Source organism: Roseibium sp. LAB1, from assembly GCF_054658235.1.
This window is the reverse complement of record NZ_BAAGIB010000001.1, coordinates 1,773,975-1,787,501: the sequence shown is the minus strand read 5'-3', so window position 1 is coordinate 1,787,501 and position 13,527 is coordinate 1,773,975. Positions and strand designations below refer to the sequence as shown.

16 protein-coding genes are annotated in these 13,527 nt (G+C 60.5%); 8 read left to right on the top strand and 8 right to left on the bottom strand.

The window, feature by feature from the left end:
• Positions 1-8 precede the first annotated feature (8 nt).
• The 7 genes from ACYQ54_RS08420 (at position 9) to hypE (ending at position 5,757) form a co-directional block, all read left to right on the top strand.
• Positions 9-1,451, top strand: coding sequence for a Ni/Fe hydrogenase subunit alpha (locus tag ACYQ54_RS08420; protein ID WP_460081066.1), 1,443 nt, complete (start codon positions 9-11; stop codon positions 1,449-1,451).
• Positions 1,452-1,670: 219 nt separating this feature from the next.
• Positions 1,671-2,129 carry a hydrogenase maturation protease gene (locus ACYQ54_RS08415; RefSeq protein ID WP_460081064.1) on the top strand — a complete coding sequence of 153 codons (459 nt, stop codon included), beginning with the start codon at positions 1,671-1,673 and terminating at the stop codon, positions 2,127-2,129.
• Positions 2,122-2,463 carry a hydrogenase maturation nickel metallochaperone HypA gene (hypA, locus tag ACYQ54_RS08410; protein ID WP_460081062.1) on the top strand — a complete coding sequence of 114 codons (342 nt, stop codon included), beginning with the start codon at positions 2,122-2,124 and terminating at the stop codon, positions 2,461-2,463. Before ACYQ54_RS08415 ends, hypA begins: the two co-directional genes overlap by 8 nt.
• Positions 2,463-3,293, top strand: coding sequence for a hydrogenase nickel incorporation protein HypB (gene hypB / locus ACYQ54_RS08405; protein WP_460081060.1), 831 nt, complete (start codon positions 2,463-2,465; stop codon positions 3,291-3,293). Before hypA ends, hypB begins: the two co-directional genes overlap by 1 nt.
• 12 nt (positions 3,294-3,305) lie before the next feature.
• Positions 3,306-3,575, top strand: a complete 270-nt coding sequence (locus tag ACYQ54_RS08400; RefSeq protein ID WP_460081057.1) for a HypC/HybG/HupF family hydrogenase formation chaperone — start codon at positions 3,306-3,308, stop codon at positions 3,573-3,575.
• On the top strand, positions 3,572-4,723 hold the full coding sequence (gene hypD, locus ACYQ54_RS08395) for a hydrogenase formation protein HypD (RefSeq protein ID WP_460081056.1): 1,152 nt from the start codon (positions 3,572-3,574) through the stop codon (positions 4,721-4,723). The genes ACYQ54_RS08400 and hypD overlap by 4 nt, the downstream gene beginning before the upstream one ends.
• 44 nt (positions 4,724-4,767) lie before the next feature.
• A complete protein-coding gene (hypE, locus tag ACYQ54_RS08390; RefSeq protein ID WP_460081712.1) occupies positions 4,768-5,757 on the top strand; it encodes a hydrogenase expression/formation protein HypE in 990 nt (329 codons plus the stop codon).
• Positions 5,758-5,917: 160 nt separating this feature from the next.
• Here the strand turns inward: hypE and ACYQ54_RS08385 are convergent, their stop codons facing one another.
• From ACYQ54_RS08385 to ACYQ54_RS08355, 7 genes are read right to left on the bottom strand one after another with little or no spacing between them, the layout of a single operon-like run.
• On the bottom strand, positions 5,918-6,193 hold the full coding sequence (locus ACYQ54_RS08385; RefSeq protein WP_460081054.1) for an amphi-Trp domain-containing protein: 276 nt from the start codon (positions 6,191-6,193) through the stop codon (positions 5,918-5,920).
• Positions 6,190-7,551 (bottom strand): metallophosphoesterase, encoded by a 1,362-nt coding sequence (locus ACYQ54_RS08380; protein ID WP_460081053.1) that lies wholly within the window; start codon positions 7,549-7,551, stop codon positions 6,190-6,192. Before ACYQ54_RS08380 ends, ACYQ54_RS08385 begins: the two co-directional genes overlap by 4 nt.
• A gap of 17 nt (positions 7,552-7,568) precedes the next feature.
• Positions 7,569-8,270 (bottom strand): histidine phosphatase family protein, encoded by a 702-nt coding sequence (locus ACYQ54_RS08375; protein WP_460081050.1) that lies wholly within the window; start codon positions 8,268-8,270, stop codon positions 7,569-7,571.
• The gene (locus tag ACYQ54_RS08370; RefSeq protein ID WP_460081049.1) at positions 8,267-9,367 is read right to left on the bottom strand and encodes an HprK-related kinase B; all 1,101 of its coding nucleotides are present in this window, start codon (positions 9,365-9,367) and stop codon (positions 8,267-8,269) included. The genes ACYQ54_RS08375 and ACYQ54_RS08370 overlap by 4 nt, the downstream gene beginning before the upstream one ends.
• Positions 9,364-10,254, bottom strand: a complete 891-nt coding sequence (locus ACYQ54_RS08365; RefSeq protein WP_460081047.1) for a GAK system ATP-grasp enzyme — start codon at positions 10,252-10,254, stop codon at positions 9,364-9,366. Before ACYQ54_RS08365 ends, ACYQ54_RS08370 begins: the two co-directional genes overlap by 4 nt.
• On the bottom strand, positions 10,247-11,881 hold the full coding sequence (locus ACYQ54_RS08360) for a phosphotransferase (RefSeq protein ID WP_460081045.1): 1,635 nt from the start codon (positions 11,879-11,881) through the stop codon (positions 10,247-10,249). Before ACYQ54_RS08360 ends, ACYQ54_RS08365 begins: the two co-directional genes overlap by 8 nt.
• Positions 11,874-12,293: an NUDIX domain-containing protein gene (locus ACYQ54_RS08355; RefSeq protein WP_460081711.1), complete on the bottom strand. Its 420-nt coding sequence runs from the start codon at positions 12,291-12,293 to the stop codon at positions 11,874-11,876. The genes ACYQ54_RS08360 and ACYQ54_RS08355 overlap by 8 nt, the downstream gene beginning before the upstream one ends.
• 22 nt (positions 12,294-12,315) lie before the next feature.
• On the opposite strand from ACYQ54_RS08355, the gene ACYQ54_RS08350 reads away from it, so the two are divergent.
• On the top strand, positions 12,316-12,519 hold the full coding sequence (locus ACYQ54_RS08350) for a hypothetical protein (RefSeq protein WP_460081043.1): 204 nt from the start codon (positions 12,316-12,318) through the stop codon (positions 12,517-12,519).
• Between the two features lie 21 nt (positions 12,520-12,540).
• Here ACYQ54_RS08350 and ACYQ54_RS08345 read toward each other — a convergent pair whose 3' ends face one another.
• A complete protein-coding gene (locus ACYQ54_RS08345; RefSeq protein ID WP_460081040.1) occupies positions 12,541-13,410 on the bottom strand; it encodes a MurR/RpiR family transcriptional regulator in 870 nt (289 codons plus the stop codon).
• Positions 13,411-13,527: the final 117 nt, after the last annotated feature.

Below are 13,527 nucleotides of genomic sequence, written 5' to 3'. Positions count from 1 at the left end.
AGATCGCAATGGCTGAACCCAGACTGATTGAAATCTCCCCCGTCACCCGGGTGGAGGGGCACGGCAAGGTGACCATCCATCTCAATGCGGAAAACGAGGTGGATGAAGCCCGGCTGCATATCGTCGAATTCCGCGGCTTCGAACGTTTCATCCGCGGTCGGCTGATGTGGGAAGTGCCGGTGATTGTTCAGCGTCTTTGTGGCATCTGCCCGGTCAGCCACCATCTGGCGGCGGCGAAAGCCATGGACATGATCGCGGGGGTCGACCAACTGACGCCGACGGCGGAAAAGATGCGCCGGCTGATGCATTACGGCCAGGTGATGCAGTCCCACGTGCTGCACTTCTTCCATCTGGCGGCGCCCGATCTCCTGTTCGGCTTCGGTGCGCCTGCGGAAAAGCGCAACATCTTCGAGGTGATCAAGGAAAATCCGGAACTCGGGAAACGTGCCATCCTGATGCGCAAGTACGGGCAGGAAATCATCGAGGCAACGGCGGGCAAGAAGGTGCACGGCACCGGCGCCATTCCGGGTGGCATCAACCGCAATCTTCCCATCGAACGGCGGGATCATTTCCTCGCCTCGGTCGATCAGATGATTGAATGGTCACAGGATGCCGTAAAGCTGGCGCGGGACTATACGCTCGAACATGAGGACCTCGTTGCCGAGTTCGGCTCGTTCCCGTCCAACTACATGTCACTGGTGCGCGAGAGCGACGGTGCCCTCGACCTTTATCACGGCAACTTGCGCGCCCTCAGCTCTACCGGCGACATGATCTTCGATCAGGTTCCCTACACGAAGTATCATGAGCTGATCGTCGAAGACGTGCGCTCCTGGTCCTACATGAAATTTCCGTTCATCAAATCGCTCGGACCGGACGCAGGCTGGTACAGGGTCGGGCCACTGGCGCGCATGAACACGGCAAGCTTCATCGACACGCCTCTGGCCAATGCCGCGCTTGGGGAGCTGAAGGCGGTTACCAGCGGCACGCCCAACAACTCCACGCTGGCAAATCACTGGGCGCGCATGATCGAGGTTCTGCATTGCGTGGAAAAGATCAGGGAGCTGCTGAACGATCCGGATCTGCAAGGGACGGATCTGATTGCCAAGGGCGATCGGCGCGAGGAAGGCATCGGCGTGATCGAGGCGCCGCGCGGCAACCTCATCCATCATTACAAGGTCGATGAGCATGACCAGGTCACCTATTGCAACCTGATCGTCTCCACGACCCATAACAACGAGGGCATGAACCGGGCGGTGAAGGATGTCGCGATCAAGCATCTGTCCGGCAAGGAGCAGATCACCGAAGGCATGTTGAACCATGTCGAAGTCGCGATCCGCGCCTATGACCCATGCCTTTCCTGCGCCACCCACGCCCTTGGCCAGATGCCGCTGCAGGTGGAATTGTTCAATGCGGACGGCGCGCTGGTCGACAGCCAGACGCAGTGTGTTTGAGAACGGGAGGTCCGACGGAATGGCTACCTCTCAGATCGTCATCCCGGACGCAGCAAAGCGAAGGTCCGGGACCGGAGCGCCGGATACTCTCTTTCTGGAAATGAATTCCGGAGAGACTTGTGGCTCCCCGATCCCGGCTCGCGCTGCGCTTGGCCGGGATGACGATGGAGAGAATTTGTGTGCGGCAAGGTTTTATGTGCCTGAAGAGAGGACGCCTTCATGCTGCTGATCGGCTACGGCAATCCGGGGCGAGGGGACGACGGGCTTGGGCCGGCCTTGTCCGAAGCCGTTGCCGCGCGCACTCTTCCGGGGCTGGAAGTCGAAACCGATTACCAACTCGTTGCCGAACATGCGTTGGCGGTCTCTGGCCATGATGTGGTGATCTTCGCCGATGCGGAGATCGGCGGGGACGGTGCTTTTTCGTTCCGGGAAATCGCACCGGGCGCACCGGAAGTTCTTGGCAGTCATAGCCTGATTCCCGAAACTGTCCTCGCCCTGTGCGAAACCCTTTACGGCGCCACGCCGAAAGCCTTCGTGCTGGGGATCTCCGGCTATGAGTTTGGCGAGGTGAAGGAAGGCCTTTCCGTCAAGGCGGCCGCCAGTCTGGCGGAAGCCGAGGCTTTCTTTCTGGACTGGCTGCAAACAGCAACTCACCAGCGGGAGGCTGCCGATGCATGAAATGTCCCTTTGCGAAAGCATCCTCGACATTTTGAAAGACCAGGCGGCGAAGGACAGCTTCACAAGGGTGAAGCGGGTTGCCGTCGACATCGGGCCTTTGTCCTGCGTCGAACCCGAAGCGCTGAAGTTCGGCTTCGACGTCGTCATGAAGGGCTCGCTGGCGGATGGCGCGGTGCTGGAAATTTCAAGGCCTGCAGCCGAAGCGCTGTGCCTTTCCTGTTTCAAGACCGTGCCGGTAAAGGCGCGGTTCGATAGCTGCCCGGAATGTGGCTCGGAAGCCCTGCAGGTTGTCAGTGGCGAAGAGCTGAAGATCCGGGAACTGGAGGTGGTGTGATGTGTACGGTATGCGGCTGCAACAGTTCTGGCGACCATGATCGTGAGACGCATCATCACGGCCATGGACATTCACATACACACGACGTCGGGCATGTCCATTTCGGCGAGGGTGAAGCGGGTGTTTCCGTTCCGGGCATGAGCCAGGCACGGCTGATCCGGATCGAAGAAGACATTCTGGGCAAGAACAATTCCTACGCGGACCGCAACAGGTCCTTGCTGACTGCAAAAGGCGTTCTGGCGCTCAATCTCGTTTCCAGCCCCGGATCAGGCAAGACATCGCTGCTCGTTGAAACCTTGAAGCGGATGGCAGGAAGGACCCCTGCTGCAGTTATCGAGGGCGATCAGCAGACGTCGAATGACGCCGACCGGATCCGCGAAACGGGTGCTCCCGCCGTTCAGATCAACACCGGCAAGGGCTGCCATCTGGATGCGCATATGATTGGCCATGCTCTGGAAAAGCTGCCGCTGGATGAGGGCGGAGTGCTATTCATCGAAAATGTCGGCAACCTGGTGTGCCCGGCAGCCTTCGATCTTGGCGAAGCCTTCAGGGTGGTGATCCTGTCGGTGACGGAAGGCGAGGACAAACCTCTGAAATATCCGGATATCTTCGCCAATGCGGATCTGATGATCCTCAACAAGACCGACCTTCTGCCACACGTGGATTTCTGCGTAGGGGCGGCGATCAGGAATGCGCGGCGGGTCAACCACAAGATCCAGATCCTGCAAGTGTCGGCCCGCACAGGCGATGGCCTGGATGGGTGGCTGGCATGGCTCGACGGTGCTCTGAAGATGCAGGTGGCGCACGCGCGCGGCCTTGCAGCGGAATAGGAGGTCCGGTCCATGTGTCTTGCCATTCCCGCCAGGGTCGTTTCCATTGACAGCGACGCCATGGCAACCGTTGCCCTGGAGGGGATCCGCAAACCGGTCTCGACCGCGCTGCTGGAGGAGGTTGCCGTCGGCGACTATGTTCTCGTCCATGTCGGCTATGCCCTGCACAAGCTCAGCGAAGAAGAAGCAGAACGCACCTTGCAGCTGATGGCGGAAGCCGGCGTCCTCGCCGAAGAGCTGGAGGACATGGCAGGCGAACCGGTGGCGGGGGTGGACGCATGAAGTACATCAAGGAATTTCGGGACGGACAGCTGGCGGAAAAGCTCGCCCTTGCCATCCGACAGGAAGCCCATCCGGACCGACGTTATCATCTGATGGAATTCTGTGGTGGACATACCCACGCGATCTTTCGCTACGGGGTGCAGGACCTGGTTCCGGAAAATGTCGAGTATGTGCATGGGCCGGGCTGTCCGGTCTGCGTCCTGCCGGTTCGCCGTCTCGACGACGCCGTGGAGCTGGCACTGAAGGCGAACGTGATCCTGACCACCTATGGCGACATGATGCGCGTGCCGGGAACCAAGCAGAAAAGCCTGATCCGCGCCAAGGCCGAAGGGGCCGATATCCGGATGGTCTATTCGACCCAGGATGCACTGCGCATTGCCCGGGAGAACCCGGAGCGGCAGGTGGTGTTCTTTGCCATCGGTTTCGAAACGACGACGCCACCGACGGCAGTCGCGATCCTGCAGGCAAAGGCGGAGGGGCTGAAGAATTTCTCTGTCTTCTGCAATCATGTTCTGACGCCTCCGGCCATTGCCCATATCGTCAACGCTCCGGCGGAACCGGGCGAGCGACCAGTGAAGATCGACGGTTTTCTGGGTCCCTCCCATGTCAGCTCGGTCATTGGCTGGGCTCCTTATGAACCGGCGGCGCGGGACTTCAGGAAGCCGGTCGTCATTGCCGGGTTTGAGCCGCTCGACGTGATGCAGTCGACGCTGATGCTGATCCGCCAGATCAATGAAGGCCGGCACGAGGTGGAAAACCAGTACACCCGTGTCGTGACCAGGGAAGGCAATCGCAAGGCGCAGAGGCTGGTTGACGAGGTGCTGGAGCTGCGCCGGACCTTTGAATGGCGCGGGCTCGGTTATGTTCCCGAAAGCGCCCTGAAAATCCGTGATGCCTATGTCGACTTCGATGCCGAGGAGCGTTTTGCCCTCAGCCCGAAGGAGGCGCGCGAGGTCAAATCCTGTGAATGCCCGGCGATCCTGCGCGGAGTGAAGAAACCGACCGAATGCAAGCTGTTCGGCACGGTCTGCACACCGGACAATCCGATGGGAGCCTGCATGGTGTCTTCCGAGGGTGCTTGCGCCGCCTACTGGACCTATGGCCGCAAGCGCGAGGCGGTTGCTGCCGCCAAGGGAGCGGCGGCGTGACCAGCATTGATCAGCAATCCAAGTTCCGCACCGGTTCTGTCGACATGACCCACGGCGGTGGCGGCCGTGCCATGGCGGAGCTGATTGCAGATCTGTTTCACAGGCATCTGAAAAATCCCATTCTTGACCAGGGTCACGATGCGGCGGTGCTCGAAGTGCCCCTTGGCCGACTGGTCCTGTCGACCGACGCCCATGTGATTTCGCCGCTTTTCTTTCCGGGTGGCGATATCGGATCGCTGTCGGTGCACGGAACCTTGAACGATGTGGCCATGGCCGGTGCCAGACCGGTCTCGCTGACTGCAAGTTTCATTCTGGAAGAAGGGTTCCCGCTGGCGGATCTGGAACGGATCGTCATGTCCATGGCACGCGCCGCCCGCGAGGCCGGCGTGCCGGTGGTGTCGGGCGATACCAAGGTGGTGGAAAAGGGTAAGGGCGACGGGGTCTTCATCACGACCACGGGAGTCGGCGTTTTGCCGGAGGGCGTCTCTATCTCTCCGTCTGCCGCGAGACCGGGGCAGGCTGTGCTCCTGTCCGGCACCATTGGCGATCATGGCGTTGCCATCCTGTCGAAGCGGGAAAACCTGGACTTCGAGACCGAAATTCTTTCCGACAGCGCCGCGTTGCATGGTCTGGTCGCCGCGATGATCGAGGCGGTGCCGGGCATGTCCGTCCTGCGTGATCCGACCCGGGGCGGGCTGGCAACGGCCCTGAATGAAATCGCTGCTGCCTCAAAGGTCGGGGTGGTGCTGGAAGAAGAAGAGATCCCGGTTCGCCCGGATGTGGAAGGGGCCTGCGAGCTGCTTGGGCTCGATCCGCTTTATGTCGCCAACGAAGGCAAACTCATCTGCGTTTGCGAGGCTGAGGATGCGGACCGGTTGCTTGCAGTCATGAAGGCTCACCCGCTGGGAGAGGGGGCTGCGAAGGTCGGCGAGATCGTGGAAGATGCCAGCTGCATGGTCGTCATGAAGACCGGCTTCGGCGGGTCCCGCGTCGTTGACTGGTTGTCGGGTGAGCAACTGCCCCGGATCTGCTGAGGGCGGGTTGGGTATCAAGGTGCGGGGAGATGTCTTCACAAACCCCGATCCTTGTCATTCCGGTCTTGGCCAGGTTTCGGGACATGAGATGACGCGCTTTGAGCGCGGCTGATGTCCGGAATGACGGTGAGGAGGACAATGGCTTCGTCCGGGCCTCACCCTATCCGCCCTTCACCTTCAGCTTGCCATTGTCCTTCTTGTCCTGGCCATCGTTTGTCCAGGTGATGCGAAGGTCCAGGCGGGACTGGTCGTCTTCCGTGGTGGCTGTCACCCTGAGGGCCAGAAGACCTTTCGGGTGCAGGGTAATCTCGCCGGTGTCGTCGCCGAATTGCAGCTCGCCCTTTGCGATGCCGCGCTTGACGGCGTCGAGCAGTTTCTGGATCGATTTCTTGTCCTGCAGGGACTGGTGCCGGAAACGGCCCTTTCGTTCCATCATGATGACAATCCGTGTTGCTGGAGAATGTGCGCCGGATTGAACAGCTTGGCGTGGGGATAGTCCCGGCTGATCCCGACTATGTTGCCATCGGGACAGATGATCGTGGCGCCGGTGCCGATGCCTTCCAGCCCCTCAGAGCTTCGCGAATGCCGGTCGAGCGTGATGTCCGCTTCCAGGTGCAAGAGGCCGTGTTTGGACGTCAGCTCCTGGCCGCTGTGCCTGTTGACGTGCCCCTGTATCAGCATCCGGATGCCGGCAAGGTGGAGATCGTCGACACCGTTTTCGGTCAGGGGATGGTCCACATCCCGGTATTTCGTGCGCATCAGATTGGCGATGGTGCCGGAATAGAAGACGAAGGGGTCTTTCCGGCTTTCCTTTCGAAAGCGACGGTTCACGTGGGCTACGCCTTTTGCCGAGATCTGGGCAGCCATCTGGTCGTCGATGCCGGCATGCACGAACAGCAACGAGCCGCTCTGGTGCACTGCCTTGAGGCTCTGAAAGAACCAGGCGTAGCGGCTACCCGGCTCAACAAACAGCTCCCGGCATTTGAGAGCGGCGGCGTAAAGCTGACGAATTGTGAGGTCAACCTCGGCGGCATGTTCCGCGAACTTGTCCGCCTTTTTCTTGAGGCGTTGCATTTCCTTGCGGATGGCGGCGTCACTTAGATAGCGGGTGGCGACCTTTGGAAACTGTCTGGTCCATTTCTTCCCCGGTACCATCAGCGAGAAACAAGTCGCTTGGTCGGGCAGGGTGTCGAGATCCGTTGCATCATCGACATACCGGTCATGAACTTCCTTCAGGAGTGGCATCACCTTCTTGCCCATGCGCACGAACATATGGGCGTTGAGCGAGCTGCGCTTCACGGTCAGGGCTTCAAGGCCGAGATAAAGCCGCAGATCATGGTTGCCGGCGAGGAGGACGACATCGGCGCCGGTTTTCAGCAGCGCACCGAGACTATCGAGAAGGTCCAGATTGCTGGGGCCCTTGTCCAGGCAATCCCCGCCAATGATGAACTGGCAACTGCGTCCGAAAGGCGTCAGGTGGAAGTCGGTCAGTCCGCCGCCATCGCGCTGGATTGCTCGTGCCGCCGTCAGCGATCGCAGCAGGCTTTCCGCATCGGCATGCAGGTCGGAAATGAAGATCACCGGCTTTTCCGGCCAGTCCCAGGGACCAAGGGCGTTTGCCCGGGCAAGACTGCCGACAACGCCGGGCGGTGTGTTGCCGGTGGCGTGCCAATCGAAAGGTAAGGTCTCGGCCGGGTCCAGAGGCCATGGGACGCAGCTTTCCGGCAGGCCGAGATTGATGGCCTCGGCCTTATCCATCGGCGGCAGAAACGGGGTCAGTGGCAGATGGGTCATCAGGGCAGCCGTCTGTTTCAATCCGTTGCGGTTTCAAGTGGCTCGCGCAGCTTCCAGTCGCCCCGGTGGTGCGACCAGGATCTGTTCTTGGTCAGCTTCAGGACGACAGGGCGGGCGTGGTGCATGCTGAGCTGGCGGATCTGGTTAAATTCCAGGACGCCGATGCAGTGAGCGGCATGTCGCATGGCAGCGCCGTGCCCTACAAAGATCCGGGCATTCAGTCCTGCTCCGTCTCCCAGGTCCACCATTCTCTGTTCCAGACAGGTTGCCACCCGTTGCCCGGCGTCCATCAGGCTCTCCGCCCCCTGCACCGGCAGCCTGTGATGACTGTTCGATTTCCAGTCTCCGGGAAGCGGCGCGGTGCGCGGGTCGTCTGCGATTACCTGTTCGATTTCCCGCAGGGTCAGGTTCGCAAGGGCTCCGACGCTGCGTTCGGCAAGGGCTTCGTCCTCGGTGATCGTGAAGTCCGATCCAAGGACTTCACCAAGCGACCGGCCGAGAAGCGCTGCCGTCTGCCAGGCTCTGAGCTGGCGTGAGCACAAGATCTCCGGTGCCAGCCGGAAGCCTTCTTGTCGTGCGATGTCTGCAATCTCGGTGCCTGCCTCTTGTGCCTGCACCTTGCCTGCATCGGTCAGGCCATAGGGCTGCAGGGCACTCGGCGTGTCCGGTTTTTGATTGTAAACGCCATGACGCACCAGGATGGCGAAACAGTCTGTCATGGCGTTTGTCCCAGAAGCTCTGCACCGGCTTCAAACAGGGCGTCGAAATCGATCAGTCCCTTTACTTCCCACACCTGAACACCTTCGAGTGCGCCCAGATAGGCCTCTGTGTCGAGTGGTGTTTTCATTGGCCAGAACGGGCCTTGCGGTGTCTGGTAGAACGGGCCGGGGTTTTTCATGATTGCGGTTAGGAGATCCGGCCGGTCTTTCAGGTCTGTCTTGCTCACGTCTGTGGCCTCACTGCTGTCGCGTGACCAGTTCAGCACCCAGAAATCGGTCAGGCGGGCATCGTGGGAGATGCGGCCGGGGCCGTAGATGTCGTCTATGAAGAGGTCGTATTTTTCCTCCAGATGCCAGAGCTCGTCCGGTTCCAGGTTGCGCAGTTCCTCTTCGCGCTCCTCGTCGATAAGACCAGTCAGCCGTGCGTTGGTGACGATGGTGCCCGGGTTGATGCGCGGCAGTTTCGGAATGCCGAGCGCATCGGTACTGTTGCCGGCATTGCGAACGAGAAGGCGGTCGTTGGTGACATACTGCGTGCCGGTGAGTTCCATCAGGCGCAACATCGAGGTGGACTTGCCGCCGCCGGAAAGGCCCGATATCGCAAGCCCCTTGTTGGGGGTGCGGACAGCCGCTGCATGACAGGCGACCCACCCCTGCCGCTGGAAGTGATTGAGAAACTGGGTGTTGATGAAGTTGATCACCTGGTTGGGGTGATCGTCCGTAGGGCCAAAGGCGATCGCCCAGTCGGGCGATTGCAGGAACTGCAGACTCGTGCGGACCTTCAGGATCAGGCGCCCGTTTTCAAGGTCACAGACCGCATCCTTGCGGCCGGACTTTCCCGTTTCCCGCTCCCAGTCGGTGTACTCCGGGTCAAAGGGCAGTTCCGGCGTTCCAAGCACATGGACGATCCTGTCCGGTTCGCTCGGCGCGGAAATCACGTGCTGGAAATAGCGCAGCAATTCGGCCAGAAGCGCCGAAGAGGTGCATCTCACCTCGACCACATGGCCGCCGACCGTGAGGCACACCGGATCGCAGTTTCGCGTTTCCCGAGCCGGGGAAAGAGCGTCGACAACGTCCTGGACGGTTATGCCGGTCATCCGCGCACCTTTTCAATTACATGGTTGGCGTAAAGCGTGGCAGCGTCGATGCCGGCGCCTTCCAGAGCTCCCTTGAAACCACCGAAGGCCGAGACCTCGAACACGACCGGTCCGCTGTCCGTCAGGCCGACATCCACGGTTGTGAAGTCGAGATCGAACGGTTCCTGCGCGCGGCGCGCCAGTTCGATCAGGTCGGCATCCGGTTCGAATGGTTCGTACTTGCCACCGTGCAGGATGGTGGTGTTCCAGCTGCCCGTCCGGGCGACACGTGCGTAGGTGCAGAGATAGGCACCGCCGAGGAAAACCATGCCGAGATCCCTGCCGGAAAGATTGACCTTCTTCTGCAGGTACATGACCGGATTGTCGGCCTTGAAAGCGGCGATCTTTTGCCGGAGGGCTTCTCCTCCCTCGTTCGCATCCATCAGCGTCATGCCGCGGGCCTTGGTCGAATACAGGGGCTTGAACACCGCGCTGCCGAACCGCTGGACGGCGGCCAGGGCTTCGTCCACGTTTTCGGTGATGCAGGTTGCGGGCATGGGGATGCCGGCATTGGCCAGGGTCACGGTGCAGCTCAGCCGGTTGACCAGGCCAAGAATGGACCTTGTGCTGGAAAAGACCTTGGTGCCGGCGTTTTCGGCCACGCGCAGCATTTCCAGCCGGTCCAGTGTCGCGGGGCTGTAGGTCTGGCTAATCTTCTTGACCACGAGGCCGTCGAGGCCGCAAAGGTCGGTCTGTCCGGTGATCAGCGCCTTCTTGTCCAGATCCAGAACCACGTCGGCCATGTCGACCACGCAGCGATACCCGGTTTGTGCCTCCAGGGCGTCCGCCAGAACTTCCGTCGACCATTTGCCGGGAATTCCGACAACTCCGATCCTGAGGTCAGTCAACGAAGATCTCCTTCATCGGCAACCGGAACCGGGCCTCGGCACCGGGCGGGCAGGCAAGTGCCTGTTCGATCAGGTAGCGGGCACGCTGCCACATGCGCCGTGCATGCGACTTGTCCAGGATGAACCGCGTAGATGTGGCAAAGGACCGGGCAAGGCCGAGCGCCAGCCGGTATTCGAAAGTGTCGTCGCCCTGCTTGCGGGCGAAAGTCCGGACAGACTTGCAGAAAGCGAGCGAGACATCGCTGATCCGCCGGCGCGTTTCCCGGTCGAGAACCTGAAGCCGGTAGTTCGAGACCATGAAAACGGAGACGTCCTGGACGTAGTCCATGTAGCGGGAGCGGTGCAGGTCTATGAAACGGACCCGGTTTTCGGCCGGGTCGTAGAGGATGTTGTCGACGTTGAAGTCGCCATGGATATAGACGGAAAAGGGGGCAGGTACCTTTGCCTCGCGTTCGGTGGCCTCGGCAATGAGGCTGTCCAGCGCGGGAATGGTCTCGCCAGCAAAGTTGATCGAGCTGTCCTTGAATTCCGGATGAATCCTGCGGACATGCCCAAGGCGTTTGCCAAGTTGCTGCATGCTGCCCAGCTCCACCGGTTCTGCCGTGCGCGTCTGTTTCCAGATGTCTTTCAGCGTTTGCGAGAGGGTGGCAAGCGCCTTGGCGCGCAAGGCGTCGCCTTCGTTCAGCACGATGTGTTCGAGCGTCAGTCCGGGCAAATGTTCGATCAGAAGCGCCGCGGACTGGTTGCGTTTCTGGTAAGACAGGATTTTCGGGGCCAGACCCGGATAGATCGAATGCCAGCTTTTCACGCCCTGGCGCTCTTCCTTGACCTTGCTCTTGTCACCATCCTTGAAAACGGCCGTCACGGTCTCGGTCTTCTTGTCCCTAACGGCGGAGATCGCACTCCCCGACCTCGTGTCGGCAATCTGTTCGATCGTGATGTCGTTGGAAGCCGCGTCCAGATCCGACATCAGGCCTTGCAGGGCGAAATAGCGTTCGAAATTGACCGCCTGGCCGATGTTGGCGGAAATCAGTGCTTCGCTTATGGCCCGCAGGGATTCGCCCATGCGTTGAAACTCACTGGCGACGAGCAGGCTGTTGGCGACGTCGGCGGGTGACCGGTCGGGGTTGCGCATGTCGCGCGTATAGGCCTTGAAGAGCTTGCGGTAGTCGGCTTCGATCTTGTTCTGCAACTGGCCGATCTCGATGGCCTTTTCGCTGTCCTTGCTGAGAAAGGCATCCTCGATCCGGGCTACGCCCTGCCGGACCCGGCTCACTATCGCCGGGTAGCGGCCAGGCTCAAGGGTGGCAAAGGTCTCGATCCGCTCCACATGACGCAGAGACTGGCGCACCAGGTTGGCGATGCGCTGAAGGTCGGTGGCGACAAACTCCAGGCTGCGCAGGGTAAGATGTTTGCGATCGTTCTTTCTGGCTCCGGCCATCTGCTGGACGCAGGCCGCAAGGATCCGGCTCTTCAGGTTATGGGCGTATCCGGCACGGTCCATGATCCGGCGTGCCGTCGCTGCCGTCGGTTCCTTGAAGAAGGCTTCAAGCTGTATGAGCTGACCTTCGATTTCCGCGCACAGAAAACGGAGATTTTCCCGAATGGTCTTTGGGGCATTAATCATTATGGGGTCCGAGATAGACTTCGGGCTCCCGCGTACAGCCAAGTGAAAACAGTTTTGTGACATAAAGCGGACGCAGCTGTTGAGCGTCTTCAAAACCTATCCAGCGCGTACCGACCTGATGTGGATCCGGATGAGGTCCAACAGCCGGTTCGTAGTCTTCCGCGACACTGCAGGCGAAGATGAAATCGAGCTGATGCTGATATTCGTTTGCCGTGGTTTTGCGCCGGTGAACTTCCGCGACATGCATCAGATGCGACACGGTGACCGCCGCGCCGATCTCTTCCAGGCATTCGCGTATCAAACAGGCGTCAAGTGTTTCGCCTGGGTCCTGCTTGCCGCCGGGCAGGGTGAAGTAGCGGCCCTTGACTGGGTGCCGCTTGTCTTGCACCAGCAGCCGGTCGCCCCGGCGGATGAAGGCTCTTGGGGTTGAGCGGATGACCGGCCGAAAAACGGCGCGTTTCGAGGGCGCGTCACTTGCGATGGATATCGCTCCCTGTTCAGGCCTGCCGGTTCGGGACCTGCCAGACCGGCTGGCGCAGTTTCTGTCAGGAGCCCGTCCTGGCTGTCAGCGGGCCGTGATGGACGCAAGTATAGGTGAGTCGCTGCCGGTGGGCGAACCGATGTTCTGCCGTGCTTGATTTTGGCCGGTTGGGATCCGGTCAGATGTCCGGCCCCATGGCGCGGCCTTCGGTCGAGGGATCGATGTCGTTGCGCAATTTCTCCAGGGCCCGCATGCGTTCCTGGGCGCGCTTCTGGTTTTCCCGCGTGACGCCGGTGATGAGTACTTCGGCAATCGCCATGAGCGCCAGCGAGGAATCCCAGGGGGAAGGAACCGCGACGCGGGCGGGCAGTACGAAACTGGCGATGCGGCCGACGGGAGACATCCAGCTGTCGGTGACGAGTGCCACGGTTGCCCCCTGGCGGGCGGCGGCTTCGGCAAACTGGATGATTTCTGCCTGGTATCGGCGGATATCGAATACGACGACGACGTCCTTCTGACCGATCCCGATGAGCTGGTCGAGCCAGTTGCCCTGCTGTCCGGCAACGTGATTGACGTTTGCGCGCACGATCCGCAAATGCGCCGCCATGTAGCGGGCGAGACCATCGGTAAAGCGCCCGCCGATCAGGTGAACATGCCTTCGTTCATCCGACAGCAGTTTGATCAGGCCGGTGAGTTCGCCTTGTGGCAGGTGGGAAAAGGTCTCTCGCACGTTTTCCAGAAGCTGGCTGACGTGGGGGTCGCCGACAGGGTCATCCTCCATGTTGGCGCTGCGAGCGAGCGGTGAATTGAGCTGGCTTTCCAGTTCGCCGCGCAGTTTCCGCTGAAACTCGGCAAACCCGGGGAAACCCAGGCGGCCGACGAAGCGCAGGATGGTGGGAGAACTGACGCCGGCGGCTTCGGCAAACTGGGCCACTGTGCCCAGTCCCTGCATGGGATAATTGGCCAACAACGCATGCGCCGCTTTCTTTTCAGTGGCGGTGAATTCGTCCAGACGGTCGCGAATATCTTCCAGAAGAGGACGTTCCATGGGCGTCGGCCTTTATGACGGTCCGCGGCACTGAATTTCATTTGACAGCCGCTTCAAACTGCGTATCAAATATTACAGAAGTTAGTTAAGTCGGCAATCCTGTAATAAACATTACAA

Excerpts from the sequence above, each read along its gene's own strand:
- ACYQ54_RS08420 (WP_460081066.1), top strand. The coding sequence starts at position 9 with ATGGCTGAACCCAGACTGATTGAAATCTCCCCCGTCACCCGGGTGGAG.
- ACYQ54_RS08415 (WP_460081064.1), top strand. The coding sequence starts at position 1,671 with ATGCTGCTGATCGGCTACGGCAATCCGGGGCGAGGGGACGACGGGCTT.
- hypA (WP_460081062.1), top strand. The coding sequence starts at position 2,122 with ATGCATGAAATGTCCCTTTGCGAAAGCATCCTCGACATTTTGAAAGAC.
- hypB (WP_460081060.1), top strand. The coding sequence starts at position 2,463 with ATGTGTACGGTATGCGGCTGCAACAGTTCTGGCGACCATGATCGTGAG.
- ACYQ54_RS08400 (WP_460081057.1), top strand. The coding sequence starts at position 3,306 with ATGTGTCTTGCCATTCCCGCCAGGGTCGTTTCCATTGACAGCGACGCC.
- hypD (WP_460081056.1), top strand. The coding sequence starts at position 3,572 with ATGAAGTACATCAAGGAATTTCGGGACGGACAGCTGGCGGAAAAGCTC.
- hypE (WP_460081712.1), top strand. The coding sequence starts at position 4,768 with ATGACCCACGGCGGTGGCGGCCGTGCCATGGCGGAGCTGATTGCAGAT.
- ACYQ54_RS08385 (WP_460081054.1), bottom strand. The coding sequence starts at position 6,193 with ATGATGGAACGAAAGGGCCGTTTCCGGCACCAGTCCCTGCAGGACAAG.
- ACYQ54_RS08380 (WP_460081053.1), bottom strand. The coding sequence starts at position 7,551 with ATGACCCATCTGCCACTGACCCCGTTTCTGCCGCCGATGGATAAGGCC.
- ACYQ54_RS08375 (WP_460081050.1), bottom strand. The coding sequence starts at position 8,270 with ATGACAGACTGTTTCGCCATCCTGGTGCGTCATGGCGTTTACAATCAA.
- ACYQ54_RS08370 (WP_460081049.1), bottom strand. The coding sequence starts at position 9,367 with ATGACCGGCATAACCGTCCAGGACGTTGTCGACGCTCTTTCCCCGGCT.
- ACYQ54_RS08360 (WP_460081045.1), bottom strand. The coding sequence starts at position 11,881 with ATGATTAATGCCCCAAAGACCATTCGGGAAAATCTCCGTTTTCTGTGC.
- ACYQ54_RS08350 (WP_460081043.1), top strand. The coding sequence starts at position 12,316 with ATGACCGGCCGAAAAACGGCGCGTTTCGAGGGCGCGTCACTTGCGATG.
- ACYQ54_RS08345 (WP_460081040.1), bottom strand. The coding sequence starts at position 13,410 with ATGGAACGTCCTCTTCTGGAAGATATTCGCGACCGTCTGGACGAATTC.